Annotated in this window: 19 protein-coding genes and 1 tRNA gene; 17 read left to right on the top strand and 3 right to left on the bottom strand. The window is 41.7% G+C overall.

Annotation, left to right across the window (positions count from 1 at the left end; translation table 11 throughout):
• Positions 1-107 precede the first annotated feature (107 nt).
• Positions 108-902: a pyruvate formate-lyase-activating protein gene (gene pflA, locus HMPREF9189_RS02510; RefSeq protein WP_001288279.1), complete on the top strand. Its 795-nt coding sequence runs from the start codon at positions 108-110 to the stop codon at positions 900-902.
• A gap of 72 nt (positions 903-974) precedes the next feature.
• On the opposite strand, the gene yidC is transcribed toward pflA, so the two are convergent.
• Together yidC and HMPREF9189_RS02520 are read right to left on the bottom strand one after the other, a co-directional pair.
• Positions 975-1,904 carry a membrane protein insertase YidC gene (yidC, locus tag HMPREF9189_RS02515; RefSeq protein ID WP_025168487.1) on the bottom strand — a complete coding sequence of 310 codons (930 nt, stop codon included), beginning with the start codon at positions 1,902-1,904 and terminating at the stop codon, positions 975-977.
• Positions 1,905-1,981: 77 nt separating this feature from the next.
• Complete coding sequence (locus HMPREF9189_RS02520; RefSeq protein WP_001174622.1) at positions 1,982-2,260, bottom strand: acylphosphatase; 279 nt, start codon at positions 2,258-2,260, stop codon at positions 1,982-1,984.
• 33 nt (positions 2,261-2,293) lie between these two features.
• Here HMPREF9189_RS02520 and HMPREF9189_RS02525 point away from each other — a divergent pair, with 33 nt between their 5' ends.
• From HMPREF9189_RS02525 to HMPREF9189_RS02570, 11 genes are all read left to right on the top strand, one after another.
• Complete coding sequence (locus HMPREF9189_RS02525; protein WP_000152697.1) at positions 2,294-3,034, top strand: RNA methyltransferase; 741 nt, start codon at positions 2,294-2,296, stop codon at positions 3,032-3,034.
• Positions 3,035-3,088: 54 nt separating this feature from the next.
• Positions 3,089-3,772, top strand: coding sequence for a Bax inhibitor-1/YccA family protein (locus HMPREF9189_RS02530; RefSeq protein WP_001076866.1), 684 nt, complete (start codon positions 3,089-3,091; stop codon positions 3,770-3,772).
• A 109-nt stretch (positions 3,773-3,881) separates the two neighbouring features.
• Positions 3,882-4,874, top strand: a complete 993-nt coding sequence (asnA, locus tag HMPREF9189_RS02535; protein ID WP_000747987.1) for an aspartate--ammonia ligase — start codon at positions 3,882-3,884, stop codon at positions 4,872-4,874.
• Between the two features lie 64 nt (positions 4,875-4,938).
• Positions 4,939-5,478, top strand: coding sequence for a 16S rRNA (guanine(966)-N(2))-methyltransferase RsmD (gene rsmD, locus HMPREF9189_RS02540; RefSeq protein WP_000706936.1), 540 nt, complete (start codon positions 4,939-4,941; stop codon positions 5,476-5,478).
• Positions 5,468-5,956: a pantetheine-phosphate adenylyltransferase gene (coaD, locus tag HMPREF9189_RS02545; RefSeq protein WP_001280713.1), complete on the top strand. Its 489-nt coding sequence runs from the start codon at positions 5,468-5,470 to the stop codon at positions 5,954-5,956. The genes rsmD and coaD overlap by 11 nt, the downstream gene beginning before the upstream one ends.
• Positions 5,940-6,977: a SepM family pheromone-processing serine protease gene (locus HMPREF9189_RS02550; protein WP_000730774.1), complete on the top strand. Its 1,038-nt coding sequence runs from the start codon at positions 5,940-5,942 to the stop codon at positions 6,975-6,977. The genes coaD and HMPREF9189_RS02550 overlap by 17 nt, the downstream gene beginning before the upstream one ends.
• A gap of 55 nt (positions 6,978-7,032) precedes the next feature.
• A complete protein-coding gene (locus HMPREF9189_RS11890; protein ID WP_009755219.1) occupies positions 7,033-7,263 on the top strand; it encodes a DUF1146 family protein in 231 nt (76 codons plus the stop codon).
• Between the two features lie 23 nt (positions 7,264-7,286).
• Positions 7,287-8,567: a UDP-N-acetylglucosamine 1-carboxyvinyltransferase gene (gene murA, locus HMPREF9189_RS02555; RefSeq protein ID WP_000411911.1), complete on the top strand. Its 1,281-nt coding sequence runs from the start codon at positions 7,287-7,289 to the stop codon at positions 8,565-8,567.
• Positions 8,554-8,748, top strand: a complete 195-nt coding sequence (locus tag HMPREF9189_RS02560) for a DNA-directed RNA polymerase subunit beta (protein ID WP_000977280.1) — start codon at positions 8,554-8,556, stop codon at positions 8,746-8,748. The genes murA and HMPREF9189_RS02560 overlap by 14 nt, the downstream gene beginning before the upstream one ends.
• 40 nt (positions 8,749-8,788) lie before the next feature.
• A complete protein-coding gene (locus HMPREF9189_RS02565) occupies positions 8,789-9,622 on the top strand; it encodes a DNA/RNA non-specific endonuclease (protein ID WP_000359012.1) in 834 nt (277 codons plus the stop codon).
• 125 nt (positions 9,623-9,747) lie between these two features.
• Positions 9,748-11,079 (top strand): hemolysin family protein, encoded by a 1,332-nt coding sequence (locus HMPREF9189_RS02570; protein WP_000390007.1) that lies wholly within the window; start codon positions 9,748-9,750, stop codon positions 11,077-11,079.
• A gap of 128 nt (positions 11,080-11,207) precedes the next feature.
• Here HMPREF9189_RS02570 and HMPREF9189_RS02575 read toward each other — a convergent pair.
• Positions 11,208-11,278, bottom strand: a tRNA-Cys gene (locus tag HMPREF9189_RS02575).
• A 304-nt stretch (positions 11,279-11,582) separates the two neighbouring features.
• Between HMPREF9189_RS02575 and HMPREF9189_RS02580 the strand changes: the two genes are divergently transcribed.
• The 5 genes from HMPREF9189_RS02580 (at position 11,583) to HMPREF9189_RS02600 (ending at position 18,067) form a co-directional block, all read left to right on the top strand.
• The gene (locus HMPREF9189_RS02580; RefSeq protein ID WP_000749718.1) at positions 11,583-13,562 is read left to right on the top strand and encodes a peptide ABC transporter substrate-binding protein; all 1,980 of its coding nucleotides are present in this window, start codon (positions 11,583-11,585) and stop codon (positions 13,560-13,562) included.
• A gap of 66 nt (positions 13,563-13,628) precedes the next feature.
• Positions 13,629-15,125: an ABC transporter permease gene (locus HMPREF9189_RS02585; RefSeq protein ID WP_000759886.1), complete on the top strand. Its 1,497-nt coding sequence runs from the start codon at positions 13,629-13,631 to the stop codon at positions 15,123-15,125.
• Positions 15,125-16,051 carry an oligopeptide ABC transporter permease OppC gene (gene oppC / locus HMPREF9189_RS02590; protein ID WP_000103693.1) on the top strand — a complete coding sequence of 309 codons (927 nt, stop codon included), beginning with the start codon at positions 15,125-15,127 and terminating at the stop codon, positions 16,049-16,051. Before HMPREF9189_RS02585 ends, oppC begins: the two co-directional genes overlap by 1 nt.
• A gap of 8 nt (positions 16,052-16,059) precedes the next feature.
• Positions 16,060-17,127: an ABC transporter ATP-binding protein gene (locus tag HMPREF9189_RS02595; protein WP_000159798.1), complete on the top strand. Its 1,068-nt coding sequence runs from the start codon at positions 16,060-16,062 to the stop codon at positions 17,125-17,127.
• Between the two features lie 10 nt (positions 17,128-17,137).
• Positions 17,138-18,067 (top strand): ATP-binding cassette domain-containing protein, encoded by a 930-nt coding sequence (locus tag HMPREF9189_RS02600; protein WP_001291313.1) that lies wholly within the window; start codon positions 17,138-17,140, stop codon positions 18,065-18,067.
• The last annotated feature ends 8 nt before the right edge of the window (positions 18,068-18,075 follow it).

Genomic DNA, 18,075 nt, shown 5'->3' on the forward strand with positions numbered 1-18,075 from the left:
TGAAAGTGAAAAACAGATTGCTTTCTAAAAAATAGACAAAAAACCTTGTTTTTCATCTTACTCATGATATAATAAAACTATAAAACGGTTTCAAGGAAGGTGACGATATGTCTGAAGAAACAATTGACTATGGACAAGTGACAGGAATGGTGCATTCGACAGAGAGTTTTGGGGCGGTAGATGGCCCTGGGATTCGGTTTATTGTCTTTTTGCAGGGTTGTCACATGCGTTGCCAGTACTGCCATAACCCTGATACATGGGCTATGGAGACCAATAAATCACGCGAACGGACAGTAGACGATGTCTTGACAGAAGCCCTTCGCTACCGTGGTTTCTGGGGAGACAAGGGAGGAATCACTGTCAGTGGTGGAGAAGCCCTCTTGCAGATTGATTTCCTAATTGCCCTCTTTACCAAGGCCAAGGAAAAAGGGATCCACTGTACCTTGGATACCTGTGCTCTTCCGTTCCGTAATAAACCACGTTATCTCGAAAAGTTTAATAAACTCATGGCGGTGACAGATTTGGTTCTCTTGGATATCAAGGAAATCAACGATGAACAACACAGAATTGTTACCAGCCAAACCAATAAAAACATCTTGGCTTGTGCAAAATATCTATCAGATATTGGGAAGCCTGTGTGGATTCGCCATGTGCTGGTTCCAGGCTTGACAGATAGAGATGAGGACTTGATCGAACTTGGTAAATTCGTCAAAACCCTCAAAAACGTTGATAAGTTTGAAATTCTACCTTATCACACTATGGGAGAATTCAAGTGGCGTGAACTTGGAATTCCATACTCACTTGAAGGGGTAAAACCACCAACAGCAGACCGTGTCAAGAATGCCAAAAAACTCATGGATACAGAAAGCTATCAAGACTATATGAAACGTGTACATGGATAAAAAAGAAGCCTGATGGAAACATCAGGCTTTTGTGATGCAAAAAAGGCCTAGCCTTTCAGCTAAGCCGTTACTTTATTTTCTAGAATGTTGTTTACCAGCATTACGTTTTTTATGTTTCTTAGTAGTCGTAATTGCAGTTACTTGGTTAAGAGTGATATCTTTTCGCCCGCCTGTAGTTGATGCTGAACTTGCTTTTGGTGGATTTTTGGCAAATTCTTCACGTACTTTTTGACGAAGTTTTGGACGAACAACATAGTTAACGATGAACTGTTGGAGAATCATCATGAAACCACCGACAACCCAGTAAAGTGTCACACTGGCTGGTGCGAAGAGGGAGAAGACGACAATCATGAGTGGGCTCATGTAAATCATTTTCTTGAGTTGATCTCTTTGCATCTCGTCTTCTACTCCGTGAAGTGAAAGGAGTGATTGGAGATAGTAGAGGATACCAGCGAAGGCGACAAGGATCATACTTGGAGAACCGAGACTGATACCCAAGAAGGTAGAGCTAGATACTCCATCAGTATACTGGGCTGCAAAGTAGATAGCAGAGAAGAAAGGCATCTGAATGAGGATAGGGAAGCATCCTACACCACCGAACATGCTGATGCCGTTTTCTTTTTGTGCAGCAAAGAGAGCCTGTTGTGCTTCTAGTTTTTCTTCCTGAGTTGTTGCCTCTTTAAGGCGTGTTTGATGTGGTTCGAGCACATGTTTGAGAGCATTCATCTTTTCAGAGTGAAGCGTTGCCTTCCATGATTGGTAGATACCAAGTGGCAAAATAATCAAACGTACGATAATGGTTACGATAATGATAGCCACACCAAAGCCTAGACCTTTATCAGTAGCGAAGTATTTGATAGCCTCTGCCATAGGCGATCCGATAGTGTTCCAGATAAAACCAGTAGGTTGTCCTGTTGCTTTGTCTACTTGGACACAGCCTGTCAAGACGAGTAGCATAGCCACTCCAATAGCAGAGAGGGCAAAACGTTTAATAGATTTCAATGTTTTCATTCCTTCTTTAAAAATTATACCTTTCTATTCTACTGTTTTTTTGTAAAATATACAATAGTTCTAGAGACCTAATTTGCGACTTTGAAGTCTGGATAGGATGAAAAGTTGCTCATTTGTACATCTAGATAGGTAACTTTTGAAAAGGGTGTCGGACCTTTTCGGATTTCTTGTATAAATTTTGCCATGGTGGCAGAAGAGTCTGCCTGAGCGAGAATTTCCACTGTGCCATCGTCATTATTCCAGACACGACCGGTGATGCCACCAATTTCAAGCGCTAAAGTATAAACGCCCCAGCGAAAACCAACACCCTGCACCCTACCTTGGACAATCATTCTAACCTTTTGCATACCAAACCCCTTTGATTGTGTTATAATACTTCTATGACTATTATAACCTCAAAAGCCAATTCTGTGGTAAAAAATGCCAAGAAATTGCATCAAAAAAAATATCGAAAGTCTACCTATTTGATTGAAGGCTGGCACTTGTTTGAAGAAGCTGTTCAAGCAGGAGTGACGATTGAGAAGATTTTTGCCTTAGAAAGTTACCGAGATCAGCTAGCCGCTTTTCCGCAAACGGTTTGGGTGTCTGAAGAAGTTTTGCTAGATTTAGCAGATACGCAAACCCCTCAAGGGATTGTTGCGGTGATTCAAAAAGAGGAAGTAGGACTGCCTGATTTCCGTCAGGGTAAGTTTCTGTTTTTAGAAGATGTCCAAGATCCTGGTAATGTTGGCACCATGATTCGAACTGCGGATGCGGCAGGTTTTACAGGGGTTATTGTTTCTGATAAGTCAGCAGATATCTACAGTCTCAAGACCCTGCGTTCCATGCAAGGAAGTCATTTTCACTTGCCCATCTATCGGATGTCTCTTGCTTCCTTTGTAGAAGAGGCAAAGAAGAGCAACTTGCCCATTCTGGCAACGACCTTATCTAAAGATTCCAAGGATTATCATGAGCTTTCTCCCATAGAAAACTTTGCTTTAGTCATGGGAAATGAAGGACAGGGGATTAGTTCTGTCATGGCTGAGAGTGCTGATCAGCTGGTTCATATTGGCATGAAAGGTCGAGCAGAAAGTCTCAACGTGGCAGTTGCAGCAGGTATATTGATGTTTTATTTTAGCTAATTTATAAAATCTTTGTTATAATCAAGACATATTTATAGAAAAAGGAGAATCAGAATGAATCAAACGATTATTCAAGAACGTTCAGGTCTCAATCAATTTTACGCTAAGGTTTATGCCTTTGTAGGACTTGGGATTGGTCTTTCAGCTCTCGTGTCAGCTTTGATGTTGACAGTTTTTCAGTCCCAGTTGATTTACTTTTTAATGCATGGTCGTCTTTGGTTGATGATTGCAACTTTTGCAGAACTTGCTCTAGTCTTTGTTGCAAGTAGCATGGCTACGAAGAACAGCCCAGCAGCTCTCCCAGTATTTTTAGTTTATTCTGTTTTAAATGGATTTACGCTCAGTTTTGTCGTAGCCTTTTATACACCTGGGACCGTCTTATCAGCCTTTATATCCAGTGCCCTTCTCTTTTTTGTCATGGCGGTGATCGGAATTTTCAGCAAGAAAGATTTGAGTGGCATGGGTCGAGCTTTGATGGCGGCGCTTGTTGGTCTCATCATTGCTATGGTTGTCAATCTATTTTTAGCCAATAGTTTCTTTGACTACATGATTAGTATTGCCATGGTCTTGGTTTTCTCAGGTTTGATTGCTTGGGACAACCAAAAGATTCGCTATGTTTATGAGCAGTCACGAGGACAAGTAGCGACAGGTTGGATCATCTCAATGGCACTCAGCATCTACCTAGACTTTATCAACCTCTTCCTTAGCATCTTACGAATCTTTGGTCGAAACGATTAATGAATGACAGAGTCAGTGTTCGAAAGAGCTCTGACTTTTTCTTATTTACTCTTTTCTTTTCTTGGAAATAGGTGTATAATGCTTTTAACTAATTTTTGAGGAGCCGTTTATGAAGAAAAGTTTTATCCATCAGCAAGAAGAGATTTCCTTTGTCAAAAACACCTTTACCCAGTATTTGAAAGATAAGTTAGAAGTTGTTGAAGTTCAAGGCCCTATCTTGAGCAAGGTTGGTGATGGGATGCAGGATAACCTGTCCGGTGTCGAACATCCAGTATCCGTAAAGGTCTTGCAGATTCCAGATGAAACTTATGAAGTCGTTCACTCACTAGCCAAATGGAAGCGCCACACCTTGGCTCGCTTTGGTTTTGGAGAAGGTGAAGGTCTATTTGTTCATATGAAGGCCCTTCGTCCAGATGAAGATTCGCTTGATGCGACTCACTCAGTTTATGTGGACCAGTGGGACTGGGAAAAAGTGATTCCAAATGGTCAACGCAATATCGCTTATCTCAAAGAAACCGTTGAGAAGATTTACAAGGCTATTCGTCTGACAGAGCTAGCCGTAGAAGCGCGCTACGATATTGAATCCATCTTGCCAAAACAAATTACCTTTATCCATACAGAAGAGTTGGTGGAACGCTATCCAGATTTGACACCGAAAGAGCGTGAAAATGCAATCTGTAAAGAGTTTGGTGCGGTCTTCTTGATTGGTATTGGTGGCGAATTGCCTGACGGGAAACCGCATGACGGACGTGCGCCTGACTACGATGACTGGACAACAGAGTCTGAAAATGGCTACAAAGGGTTGAATGGCGATATTCTAGTTTGGAACGAATCTCTTGGTTGTGCCTTTGAACTTTCCTCAATGGGGATTCGGGTAGATGAGGATACACTTCGTCGCCAGGTGGCTCTTACAGGAGACGAAGATCGGCTTGAGCTGGAATGGCATAAAGCCCTGCTTAACGGTCTTTTCCCACTGACAATCGGTGGGGGCATCGGACAGTCTCGGATGGCCATGTTCTTACTTCGCAAGAAACACATTGGAGAAGTTCAGACTAGTGTTTGGCCTCAAGAAGTCCGCGATACTTACGAAAATATCTTGTAGAGAATCGAACCGCAAGGTTCGGTTTTCTTTCTTTTTTTGCCTATAATTTGGTATAATAAACGGTATGAAAATCGTATCAGGAATCTACGGAGGGCGTCCTCTCAAGACGCTAGAAGGAAAGACGACGAGGCCGACATCGGATAAGGTGCGTGGAGCTATCTTTAACATGATAGGTCCCTATTTTGATGGTGGTCGTGTATTGGATCTCTATGCTGGCAGTGGCGGCTTATCTATTGAGGCAGTCTCGCGTGGGATGTCCCATGCTGTCTTAGTGGAACGGGATCGAAAGGCACAAGCTATCATCGCTGAAAATATCCAAATGACCAAGGAAGTTTCCAAATTTCAGCTCTTAAAGATGGAGGCTGAACGGGCCTTGGAGCAAGTGAAAGGTCCCTTTGACCTGGTCTTTTTAGACCCTCCCTATGCCAAGGAACAAATCGTTGCAGATATCGAAAAAATGGCAGAAAGAAACCTTTTCTCCGAAGAGATCATGGTTGTCTGTGAAACCGATAAGTCTGTAGAACTTCCAGAAGAAATCACCTGCTTAGGCATCTGGAAGGAAAAAATTTATGGAATTAGTAAGGTGACAGTCTATGTCAGATAAAATTGGATTATTTACAGGTTCATTTGATCCGATGACAAATGGACATCTGGATATCATTGAACGTGCCAGCAAACTTTTTGATAAGCTCTATGTCGGGGTTTTCTACAATCCCCACAAACAAGGCTTTCTCCCTGTTGAAAACCGCAAACGGGCAGTCGAAAAAGCGGTGGCGCATTTAGATAATGTAGAGGTGCTGGCTTCTCATGACCAACTAGTCGTCGATGTTGCAAGAAGATTGGGTGCTAAGACGCTTGTCCGTGGCTTGCGAAATGGCACCGACTTGCAATATGAAGCTAGTTTTGACTACTACAATCATCAACTGGCTCCAGAGATCGAGACTGTCTACCTACATAGTCGTCCAGAGCATCTCTATATCAGCTCGTCAGCCATGAGAGAACTTCTGAAGTTTGGTCAGGAGATTCAGCAATATGTCCCAAACAGTGTTGTGGAGGAATTAGAACATGAAGAAAAAAACTAGATGGCCCTTATATGTCATCCTAGCACTAGTATTGACTTTTTTAGCCTTTGTAGTACCTTTACCTTACTACATAGAAGTTCCAGGTGGAGCGGAAGATATTCGTCGAGTTTTGAAAGTCAATGAAACAGAGGATACGGAAGCAGGAGCTTACCAGTTTGTGACAGTTGGGATTCGACACGCAACCCTGTCGCATCTTGTCTATGCTTGGTTAACGCCTTTCACGGATATTAGAAGTGCCAAGGAGACTACGGGTGGCTCTACGGATGCGGAGTTTATGCGGATCAATCAGTTCTACATGCAAACTTCTCAAAACATGGCCAAGTATCAAGGATTGAAGACGGCTGGTAAGGATATCGAACTCAAGTACCTGGGAGTTTATGTCTTGACCGTGACGGACAATTCAACTTTTAAGGGCATTCTGAACATCGCAGATACCGTGACGGCTGTTAATGACAAAACATTTGACAGTTCAAAAGACTTGGTCGACTATGTCAACTCTCAACAATTAGGGGACACGGTCAAGGTAACCTATGAAGAAGACGGAAGAGTTAAGACTGCTGAAGGTAAAATTATCACTCTCGAAAACGGAAAAAACGGGATTGGGATTGGCTTGATTGACCGTACGGAAGTGACCAGTGACGTTCCCATTCGCTTTTCAACAGCTGGTATCGGTGGCCCCAGTGCAGGTCTCATGTTTAGTCTAGCTATCTACACCCAGATAGCAGATCCAGGACTTCGTAATGGTCGCATCGTTGCGGGAACGGGAACCATTGATCGCGATGGAAATGTTGGCGACATCGGTGGAATTGACAAAAAAGTGGTTGCAGCCTCTCGTCAGGGAGCCAACGTCTTTTTTGCTCCTGACAATCCAGTCACCGAAGAAGCAAAAAAAGCAGACCCCAATGCGAAAAGCAACTATGAAACAGCTTTAGAAGCTGCTAAAATGATCAAAACAGAGATGAAAATCGTTCCTGTTAAGACCCTGCAGGATGCGATTGATTACCTTAAAAACAATCCCTAATTTGTAGAAAAATAGAAAACTAGCGCGCAAGCGGATAAGATGGTATAATAGTCAAATGGTTCAATTATTATTCACTCTAAGTAGTCATATACTCTTTATTTATTTGAGTTTTTACCTTTTGAAAGATCTTGTGAGATGGGAAAAGGTTTTAAAAGTGACCTCTACTAACACAAAAAAAGTTCGTTTGTTGGTAGGTTTCTGTAGTATTGTAATGGGCTACATCTTGAGTTCATTCTTTATCAGTTTATACCAACTGTGGCAAGAAGCGCTTAGAGGACTATTATAAAATCAAAAGTAAAGGAAACAACTATGGAAAAAATTGTGGTTCAAGGCGGGGATAATCGTCTGGTCGGGAGTGTGACGATCGAGGGAGCAAAGAATGCAGTCTTGCCCTTGTTGGCAGCGACTATTCTAGCAAGCAAGGGTAAGACAGTCTTGCAGAACGTTCCTATCTTGTCAGATGTGTTCACCATGAATCAAGTAGTTCGTGGTCTGAATGCCAAGGTGGACTTTGATGAGGAAGCTCATATTGTCGAGGTCGATGCGACTGGTGATATCACGGAGGAAGCTCCTTATAAATATGTCAGCAAGATGCGAGCATCCATCGTTGTCTTGGGACCAATCCTTGCTCGTGTAGGCCATGCCAAAGTTTCTATGCCAGGGGGGTGCACCATCGGGAGTCGTCCGATCGACCTCCACCTCAAAGGTTTGGAAGCTATGGGGGCTAAAATCACTCAGGCAGCTGGTTACATCGAAGCCAAGGCAGACCACTTGCATGGCGCTCATATCTACATGGATTTCCCTAGTGTCGGCGCAACACAAAACCTCATGATGGCAGCAACTCTAGCTGATGGTGTGACAGTGATTGAAAATGCTGCGCGTGAGCCAGAAATTGTTGATCTCGCTATCTTCCTTAATGAAATGGGAGCCAAGGTCAAGGGAGCTGGCACAGAAACAATCACCGTGATTGGTGTTGAGGAACTCCATGGTACGACCCACAATGTGGTACAGGACCGTATCGAAGCCGGAACCTTTATGGTGGCTGCAGCTATGACAGGTGGGGATGTTCTCGTTCGTGATGCAGTATGGGAGCATAATCGTCCCTTGATTTCAAAACTACTTGAGATGGGTGTTGAAGTGACAGAGGAATCTGAAGGTATTCGTGTTCGTTCTCGACTTGAAAATCTCAAGGCTGTTCATGTAAAAACCTTGCCACATCCAGGATTTCCAACAGATATGCAGGCACAATTTACAGCTCTGATGACAGTCGCAAAAGGGGAATCCACCATGGTGGAAACGGTGTTTGAGAATCGCTTCCAACACTTGGAAGAAATGCGCCGTATGGGCTTGCATTCAGAGATTATCCGTGACACAGCTCGTATTGTAGGGGGGCAGGCTTTACAAGGGGCAGAAGTTCTATCAACGGACCTTCGCGCTAGTGCTGCTTTGATTTTGACAGGTTTGGTGGCGCAAGGAGAAACAGTTGTCGGTAAACTAGTCCACCTTGATAGAGGTTATTACCGCTTCCATGAGAAGTTAGCTCAGTTAGGAGCGAAGATTCAGCGAATTGAGGCAAATGATGAAGAATAAAAACTTACGCTATGTACTCCGTCGCCTACTGTTGATTTTTATCGTACTCTTGCTAGGTTTCCTTGCTTTAGGAATCGGCTTGATGGTTGGCTATGGCATCCTAGGAAAGGGACAGGATCCATGGGCAATATTGTCTCCGGCAAAGTGGCAGGAATTGATTAGCAAATTTACAGGAAATTAGACTGGGAGACCAGTCTTTTTCTAAAGAAATAAGGAGAAAAATGGACAAAAAAACAAGACAGACTTTGATAGGGTTACTTCTATTCTTACTCTTGGCTGCTGGAAGCTATTATATCAAGCAGATGCAGTCGGCATCAAATAGCCCTCGAACTAAGGTTAGTCAGAAAAAGCAAGCTTCAGAAGCTCCCAGTCAGGAGCTGGCTGAAAGTGTCTTAACTGAGTCAATTAAGAACCAAATCAAGGGGGATCTCGAGTGGAATGGAGCAGGAGCCTTCATTGTCAATGGCAATAAAACCAATCTAGATGCCAAAGTTTCTAGCAAACCCTATGCGGATAATAAAACAAAGATAGTTGGAAAAGAAACAGTCCCGACTGTTGCCAATGTCATCTTATCCAAAGCGACTCGGCAGTATAAGAATCGTGAAGAAACAGGCAACGGCTCCACCTCTTGGACGCCACCAGGATGGCATCAGGTCAAGAATCTAAAGGGGGCTTACACACATGCAGTTGATAGAGGACACCTGCTGGGCTATGCCTTGATAGGTGGTTTGGATGGTTTTGATGCCTCTACTAGCAATCCCAAGAACATTGCAGTCCAGACAGCTTGGGCTAACCAAGCGCAGGCTGAGGATTCGACAGGTCAGAACTACTATGAGAGTTTGGTCAGAAAAGCCTTGGACCAAAATAAGAGGGTCCGTTACCGCGTGACACTCCACTATGCGACAAATGAAGATCTAGTTCCATCCGCTTCACAAATTGAAGCCAAATCTTCGGATGGTGAATTGGAGTTCAACGTGCTAATCCCCAATGTTCAAAAGGGAATCCAGCTTGATTACCGAACAGGTCAAGTAACGGTGACAGATCAGAAACAATAGATACAATAAAACAGTTCCTTTGTCTTCTAGAGGCAGGGGAGTTGTAGTTTAAATGAAAAATAATGTGAATCCTGAAGAATTTTATGATATAATGAAACACAAGATACTATTTTAGGAGAAGGACTATGGAAGACCCGAGCAGTCAGCATTTGTTGCTACAGTTTGTATTATTATTTATCTTGACCTTGTTAAATGCTTTTTTCTCAGCCACTGAGATGGCAATGGTGTCACTAAACCGTTCCCGAGTAGAACAAAAGGCAGAAGAGGGAGACAAACGTTACATCCGTTTGTTAAAGGTACTTGAAAATCCTAACCACTTTTTATCAACGATTCAAGTTGGTATCACCTTGATTACCATCTTGTCAGGGGCCAAATTGGCGGATACCCTTGGACAAGTGATCGCATCTTGGATGGGAAGCGGAGAGACGGCTTACGCCATTGCAAGTTTTCTCTCTTTGGCAATCTTGACCTACATCTCTATTGTTTTTGGTGAACTCTATCCTAAACGGATTGCCCTTAATCTAAAAGATGCTTTGGCAATTCGAACAGCACCAATTATTATTGGTCTTGGAAAGATTGTCAGTCCCTTTGTCTGGTTGTTATCTGCTTCAACTAATCTCTTGAGTCGTTTAACGCCAATGACCTTTGATGATGCGGATGAAAAAATGACTCGAGATGAAATTGAGTACATGTTGACCAAAAGTGAGGAAACTTTGGATGCAGACGAAATCGAGATGTTACAAGGGATTTTCTCTCTAGATGAGCTGATGGCGAGAGAAGTCATGGTTCCTCGGACAGATGCCTTTATGGTGGATATTCAGGATGACAGTCAAACGATTATCGAGAGTATTTTAAAGCAAAATTTCTCACGTATCCCTGTTTATGATGGGGATAAGGATAATGTGATTGGTTTGATTCACACCAAGCGCTTGTTGAATGCTGCTTTTGTGGATGGCTTTGACAATATTGTCTGGAAACGAATTCTCCAAACGCCACTGTTTGTTCCTGAGACTATCTTTGTGGACGATCTTCTTAAAGAACTTCGAAATACCCAAAATCAAATGGCCATCTTACTAGATGAATATGGTGGAATGGCTGGTTTGGTAACTCTGGAGGACCTCTTAGAAGAAATTGTTGGTGAGATTGATGATGAGACTGACAAGGCTGAAATTGAAGTCCATCAAATAGGAGAAGATACCTATATCGTTCAAGGTACCATGAATCTTAATGATTTTAATGACTACTTTGATGTAGAACTGGAAAGTGATGATGTTGATACCATCGCCGGTTATTATTTGACGGGTGTGGGAATGATTCCAACGACTGAAAAACTCAGTTATGAATTGGTCAGCCAAAACAAACAAATCATCCTAACCAATGACAAGGTGAAAAACGGACGTGTTACCAAGGTAAAAGTCCAAATCACTGAAATAGAGACTGAAGAAGAAACAGAATAAAGCAGTGACTTGAGTCGCTGCTTTTTGTAAATCTATATGGTAGATACAGTTATCCCTATCTATTTGGAATAACAAAAAAGCCCGATTTTACGGGCTTTTTTGTTATTCCTGTTAATTCAGGTACTGAAAGGCGGTAGACGGATTTGAACCGACGATCAAGCTTTTGCAGAGCCGTGCCTTACCACTTGGCTATACCGCCTCAACGTTTATTATTATACCTTGAAAATCATTTCCCGTCAATAGTTTCTTAATCGAAAATCCAATTTAGAAGATTGCCCTTTCTGATTGGATAGAAAAATGGGGAGAGAAAACCTGAAAATCAGGCTTTATGGGCATTAAGTTTGCCTTATGACTTGATAGATAGCAAACAAAGAATAAAGAAATTTGATAAATGAAAGTTTTTTGTGGTTACACGCCTAAATATTCTGAAAATTCGTTTACTTTTTGAGAAATCTATGGTATAATTGGCAATAAGCCTAAATTTTTTAAGAGGAGTTACATACATGAAAAAAAGTAGAGTATTTGTTACAGCAGGGGTTGCCTTATTAGCGACTGGTGTACTAGCTGCTTGCGGTTCTTCAAAATCATCTGATTCAACAGCGCCAAAAAATTATGGTTATGTCTATTCAGCTGACCCAGAAACATTGGATTACCTCATTTCAGGGAAACAAAGTACTAAGGTTGCCACTTCAAATGGTATCGATGGTCTCTTCACAAATGACAAATATGGGAATCTGACTCCTGCAGTTGCAGAAGACTGGTCAGTTTCAAAAGATGGTTTGACTTATACCTACAAGATTCGTAAAGGTGTCAAATGGATGACATCTGATGGAGAAGAATATGCTGAAGTTACGGCTAAAGATTTCGTAAATGGTTTGAAACACGCAGCTGATAAAAAATCAGAAGCACTTTACCTAGCAGAAACTTCTGTTAAAGGTTTGTCTGATTATTTGGCAGGTAATACAAAAGACTTTTCTTCAGTAGGTGTGAAGGCAGTTGATGATTATACTCTTGAGTATACTTTGAATCAGCCAGAACCATACTGGAACTCTAAGATGGCTTACTCAATCTTCTGGCCATTGAACGAAGATTTTGAAAAATCAAAAGGATCAGATTTTGCCAAAGCAACAGATCCTACGTCATTGCTTTATAATGGACCGTTCTTGCTAAAAGGTTTGACTACTAAATCTTCTATCGAATTCGCTAAGAATGAAAACTACTGGGACAAAGATAATGTTCATCTTGATAAAGTTACCCTTGCTTTCTATGATGGCTCAGACCAAGAGTCCATTGAACGTAACTTTACAAGTGGAGCCTATAGCTATGCTCGCCTTTACCCAACAAGTTCAAACTATTCTAAAGTAGCAGAAAGCTATAAGGATAACATCTTCTACACTCCATCAGGGCCAGGTATTGCTGGTTTGGGTGTGAATATTGACCGTCAAGGTTACAAATATACTTCTAAGACAACTGATGAAGAGAAGACTTCTACTAAGAAAGCCCTTCTTAACAAAGACTTCCGTCAGGCCTTGAACTTTGCCTTTGACCGTACTTCTTACTCAGCACAAATCAATGGTAAGGAAGGGGGCCCCCTTGCAGTTCGCAATCTCTTTGTGAAACCAGGGTTTGTCTCTGCAGGTGAAAAAACTTTCGGTGACTTGGTAACTGATAAGATGGCTGCTTATGGTGATGAGTGGAAGAACGTAAACTTTGCTGATGGTCAAGATGGACTCTTCAACTCCGACAAAGCCAAAGCTGAATTTGCGAAAGCCAAAACTGCATTGGAAGCAGAAGGTGCGAAATTCCCTATCCACTTGGATATTCCAGTAGACCAAACTGCTAAGAGCTATATCGCTCGTATTCAATCCTTTAAACAATCAGTTGAAAAAGTACTTGGTGAAGATAATGTAGTGATTGATATCCAACAAGTTTCTAAAGATGAGTTGAACAATATCACCTACTATGCAGCAAGCGCTGCGGCAGAAGATTGGGATCTCTCAGGAGCAGTTGCATGGAGTCCAGACTACGAAGATCCATCAACTTACCTTGATATCTTAAAAACAACGAATGCTGAACAAACAAAAACATACATGGGTTACGAAGGCGCAGATAACGCTGCAGCGGCTCAAGTTGGTTTGAAAGAATACGATAAGCTAGTTGATGAAGCTGCTAAAGAAACAAGCGATTTGAATGTTCGTTATGAAAAATACGCGGCTGCTCAAGCTTGGTTGACAGATAGCTCACTCTTCTTGCCAGCTATGTCATCAACTGGTGCTGCACCATTCATTTCTCGTGTGGTACCATTCTCAGCATCATATAGTCAATCTGGAGATAAAGGCTCAGATGTATACTTCAAGTATATTCAGTTACAAGACAAGGTTGTAACAAAAGCTGATTACGAACAAGCTCGTGAGAAATGGCTCAAAGAGAAAAAAGAATCAAACGAAAAAGTTCAAAAAGAATTGGCTAATCACGTTAAATAAATAACTCTCAAGAGAACTTTCTCTCCATGAGGAGAAGGTTCTTTTGGGATTTTAAAAGGAAACGATATGAAGAAATATATTTTTATGCGTGTATTGCGTTCATTGTTGTCTATTTTCTTGGTGACAACCTTGACCTACACGATTATCTATACGATGGTTCCTCGGAAACTGATTTTCAAGCAGGATACCAACTACAACAAGATTGCAACGACTCCAGATAAGCGGGATAATTATGAGAATACCGTTTATGAACGTATGGGCTATATTGAGTATTACGATACCAAGGAGTTGCAAGAAAAAGCTAGCACAATGGACTCATCTGTGACAGTAGATGCCAATGATACCAATAAGGCAATCTACGAAAAATACATCAACCAACTCGGTAATGGTTGGACGTTAGGTGTCTTTTCAGAGAGTGGTCAGTTCTATGCTACGCGTGAAATTCCGATTTTTGAACGTGTTTTCAAATTCTATGCGAACTTACTGGATATTGATCATACAAACAAGATTCAAGATCCTGAAAATCCGAACTTGGAACGTTATCTTCGTTTTGAAAATGACCCTGCTATCGGTTGGTCATTGGTTGGTTCAGGTACCAAACATAAATACCTTTTGTATTTCAACAATCAATTCCCATTTGTACACCAAAACTTTGTGAACATTAACTTGGGTGACTCTTACCCAACTTATGCGAACACGCCAGTGCTTCAAGTTATCACACAAGGCCAAGGACAAACTAAGACATCAGAAGTTCAATTCCCTACGGGTAAAAAGACTTCGTCTGTAGATATTTACTCTCGTACCTACAAATCTCCAAGTCAAGCAGATGCGCGTGAAATAGCTAACTATGGTAAGGACGATCCATATACAGCTACAGAAAGTAACTACCAATATCCATCTATGATTGCAAGTTCAGCTGTTGCTGGTTTGATTGGTTTGATTATTTCTTATGCTATTGCGATTCCTCTTGGATCTGCTATGGCTCGCCACAAGAATACTTGGATTGACAGCTTCTCAACAGGTGCTCTAACCTTCTTGCTTGCACTTCCAACGATTGCCTTGGTTTATATCGTTCGCTTGATTGGATCATCTATTGGTCTGCCTGACTCATTCCCTATCTTGGGGGCTGGAGATTGGCGTTCCTATGTCTTGCCAGCAGTCATTCTAGGTTTGTTGGGAGCACCAAGTACAGCAATCTGGATTCGTCGTTACATGATTGACTTGCAATCTCAAGACTTTGTCCGTTTTGCTCGTGCAAAAGGTTTATCTGAAAAAGAAATCTCAAATAAACACGTCTTTAAAAATGCCATGGTTCCTTTGGTTTCAGGTATTCCAGGTGCCGTAATCGGGGTTATTGGTGGTGCAACATTGACAGAAACAGTCTTCGCCTTCCCAGGTATGGGTAAAATGTTGATTGACTCTGTTAAGGCATCAAATAACTCAATGGTAGTTGGTCTCGTCTTCATCTTTACATGTATTTCTATCTTCTCACTCTTTGTAGGAGATATCTGGATGACCATGCTTGACCCACGTATTAAATTGACAGAGAAAGGAGGCAAATAATGTCAACAATTGATAAAGAAAAATTTCAGTTCGTAAAACGTGATGATTTTGCCTCTGAAACGATTGATGCTCCTGCCTATTCATACTGGGGCTCTGTATTTAGACAGTTTTTAAAGAAAAAATCAACAGTCATTATGTTGGGAATATTGGTAGCTATTATTTTGATGAGTTTTATCTATCCGATGTTTTCAGACTTTGACTTTAACGATGTAAGTAAGGTTAATGACTTTAGCGCTCGTTTTATTAAGCCCAATGCCGAACACTGGTTTGGTACTGATAGCAATGGTAAATCCTTGTTTGATGGAGTTTGGTTTGGTGCGCGTAATTCTATCCTCATTTCTGTAATTGCTACTTTTATCAACCTTGTGATTGGGGTTATTGTTGGTGGAATTTGGGGAATTTCAAAATCTGTTGACCGCGTCATGATGGAAGTTTATAACATTATTTCAAACATTCCATCTCTCTTGATTGTTATCGTCTTGACTTACTCAATTGGTGCTGGTTTCTGGAATTTGATCTTCGCTATGAGTGTGACGACTTGGATTGGTATTGCTTATTCAATTCGTATTCAAATCATGCGTTACCGTGACTTGGAATACAACCTTGCTTCTCAAACACTTGGAACACCAACCTTTAAAATCATCGTGAAAAATATCATGCCACAATTGGTATCTGTTATTGTTTCTACAATGACCTTGATGTTGCCAAGCTTTATCTCTTATGAGGCTTTCCTCTCCTTCTTTGGATTGGGGTTGCCTGTAACAGTGCCAAGTTTGGGACGTTTGATCTCAGATTACTCACAAAACGTTACGACCAACGCTTACTTGTTCTGGATTCCGTTGACAACCTTGATCTTGGTATCCCTATCTCTCTTCGTTGTTGGTCAAAACCTAGCGGATGCTAGTGATCCACGTACACATAGATAGGAGTAGACATGACAAAAGAAAGTAATGTAATTTTGACTGCTCGCGATATTGTCGTGGAATTTGACGTTCGTGACAAAGTTCTGACGGCTATCCGAGGAGTTTCTCTGGACCTGATTGAAGGAGAAGTTCTTGCCTTGGTAGGTGAGTCTGGTTCTGGTAAATCTGTATTAACAAAAACCTTTACAGGGATGTTAGAAGACAATGGACGCATTGCCAAAGGAAGTATTGACTATCGTGGACAAGACTTGACAGCCTTGACTTCGAACAAAGAATGGGAGAAAATCCGCGGTGCTAAAATTGCGACCATCTTCCAAGACCCAATGACAAGTTTGGATCCAATTAATACAATCGGTAGCCAAATCACAGAAGTTATCGTTAAACACCAAGGGAAAACAGCTAAGGAAGCCAAAGAAATGGCAATCGACTATATGAACAAGGTCGGAATTCCAGACGCTGAAAAACGTTTTGATGAGTATCCTTTCCAATATTCTGGAGGGATGCGTCAACGTATCGTTATCGCGATTGCCCTTGCATGTCGCCCAGATATTTTGATCTGTGACGAGCCAACGACGGCCCTTGATGTAACCATTCAAGCGCAAATCATTGATTTGCTTAAAACTTTGCAAGATGAGTACCACTTCACCATTATCTTTATCACCCATGACCTTGGTGTGGTAGCAAGTATTGCGGATAAGGTGGCAGTTATGTATGCTGGGGAAATTGTAGAGTATGGAACGGTTGAGGAAGTCTTCTACGACCCACGTCATCCATACACTTGGAGTCTCTTGTCTAGCTTGCCACAGCTCGCTGATGATAAAGGGGAATTGTACTCTATCCCAGGAACACCACCATCTCTTTATACTGAGTTGAAAGGTGATGCCTTTGCCCTTCGTTCAGATTATGCGATGCAAATTGACTTTGAACAGAAAGCGCCTCAGTTTTCAGTCACTGATACTCACTGGGCTAAGACTTGGTTGCTTCATGAGAATGCTCCTAAGGTTGAAAAACCAGAAATCATCGCAGATTTACATGATAAAATTCGTGATAAAATGGGCTTTGCTCATCTAGAAGACTAGGAGGAAGGAAATGTCTGAAAAATTAGTAGAAATTAAAGATTTAGAAATTTCCTTCGGTGAAGGAAGCAAGAAGTTTGTTGCCGTTAAAAACGCTAACTTCTTTATCAACAAGGGAGAAACTTTTTCTCTTGTTGGTGAATCTGGTAGTGGGAAAACGACGATTGGTCGTGCCATTATTGGTTTGAATAATACTAGTAAAGGTGAAATCATCTTTGACGGTCATAAGATCAATGGGAAAAAATCTCACAAGGAATCTTCAGAGTTGATCCGCCGTATCCAGATGATTTTCCAAGACCCTGCAGCCAGTTTAAATGAACGTGCGACAGTTGACTATATCATCTCTGAAGGTCTTTACAACTACCACTTGTTCAAAGACGAAGAAGAGCGAAAAGAAAAAGTTCAAAAGATGATTCATGAAGTCGGTCTTTTAAAAGAGCACTTGACCCGTTACCCACACGAGTTTTCTGGTGGTCAACGTCAACGTATTGGGATTGCTCGTGCTCTTGTGATGGAACCTGATTTCGTTATTGCGGATGAGCCGATTTCAGCCTTGGACGTGTCTGTTCGTGCGCAAGTCTTGAACTTGCTCAAGAAGTTTCAAAAAGAATTGGGCTTGACCTATCTCTTTATCGCGCATGACTTGTCAGTTGTTCGCTTTATCTCAGATCGTATCGCAGTTATCTATAAGGGTGTTATCGTTGAAGTAGCGGAAACAGAGGAGTTGTTTAACAATCCTGTTCATCCGTACACTCAAGCACTTCTATCTGCTGTACCGATTCCAGATCCAATCTTGGAACGTAAGAAGGTCTTGAAAGTCTATGATCCTAGCCAACATGACTATGAGACAGACAAGCCGTCTATGGTGGAAATTCGTCCAGGTCACTATGTTTGGGCCAATCAAGCAGAACTTGCTCGTTACAAGGAAGCTCTTAAAAAATAAACAGATTA

It is taken from the genome of Streptococcus sp. oral taxon 071 str. 73H25AP, assembly GCF_000146755.1.
In the GTDB taxonomy this organism is placed as follows: Bacteria; Bacillota; Bacilli; order Lactobacillales; family Streptococcaceae; genus Streptococcus; species Streptococcus oralis_T.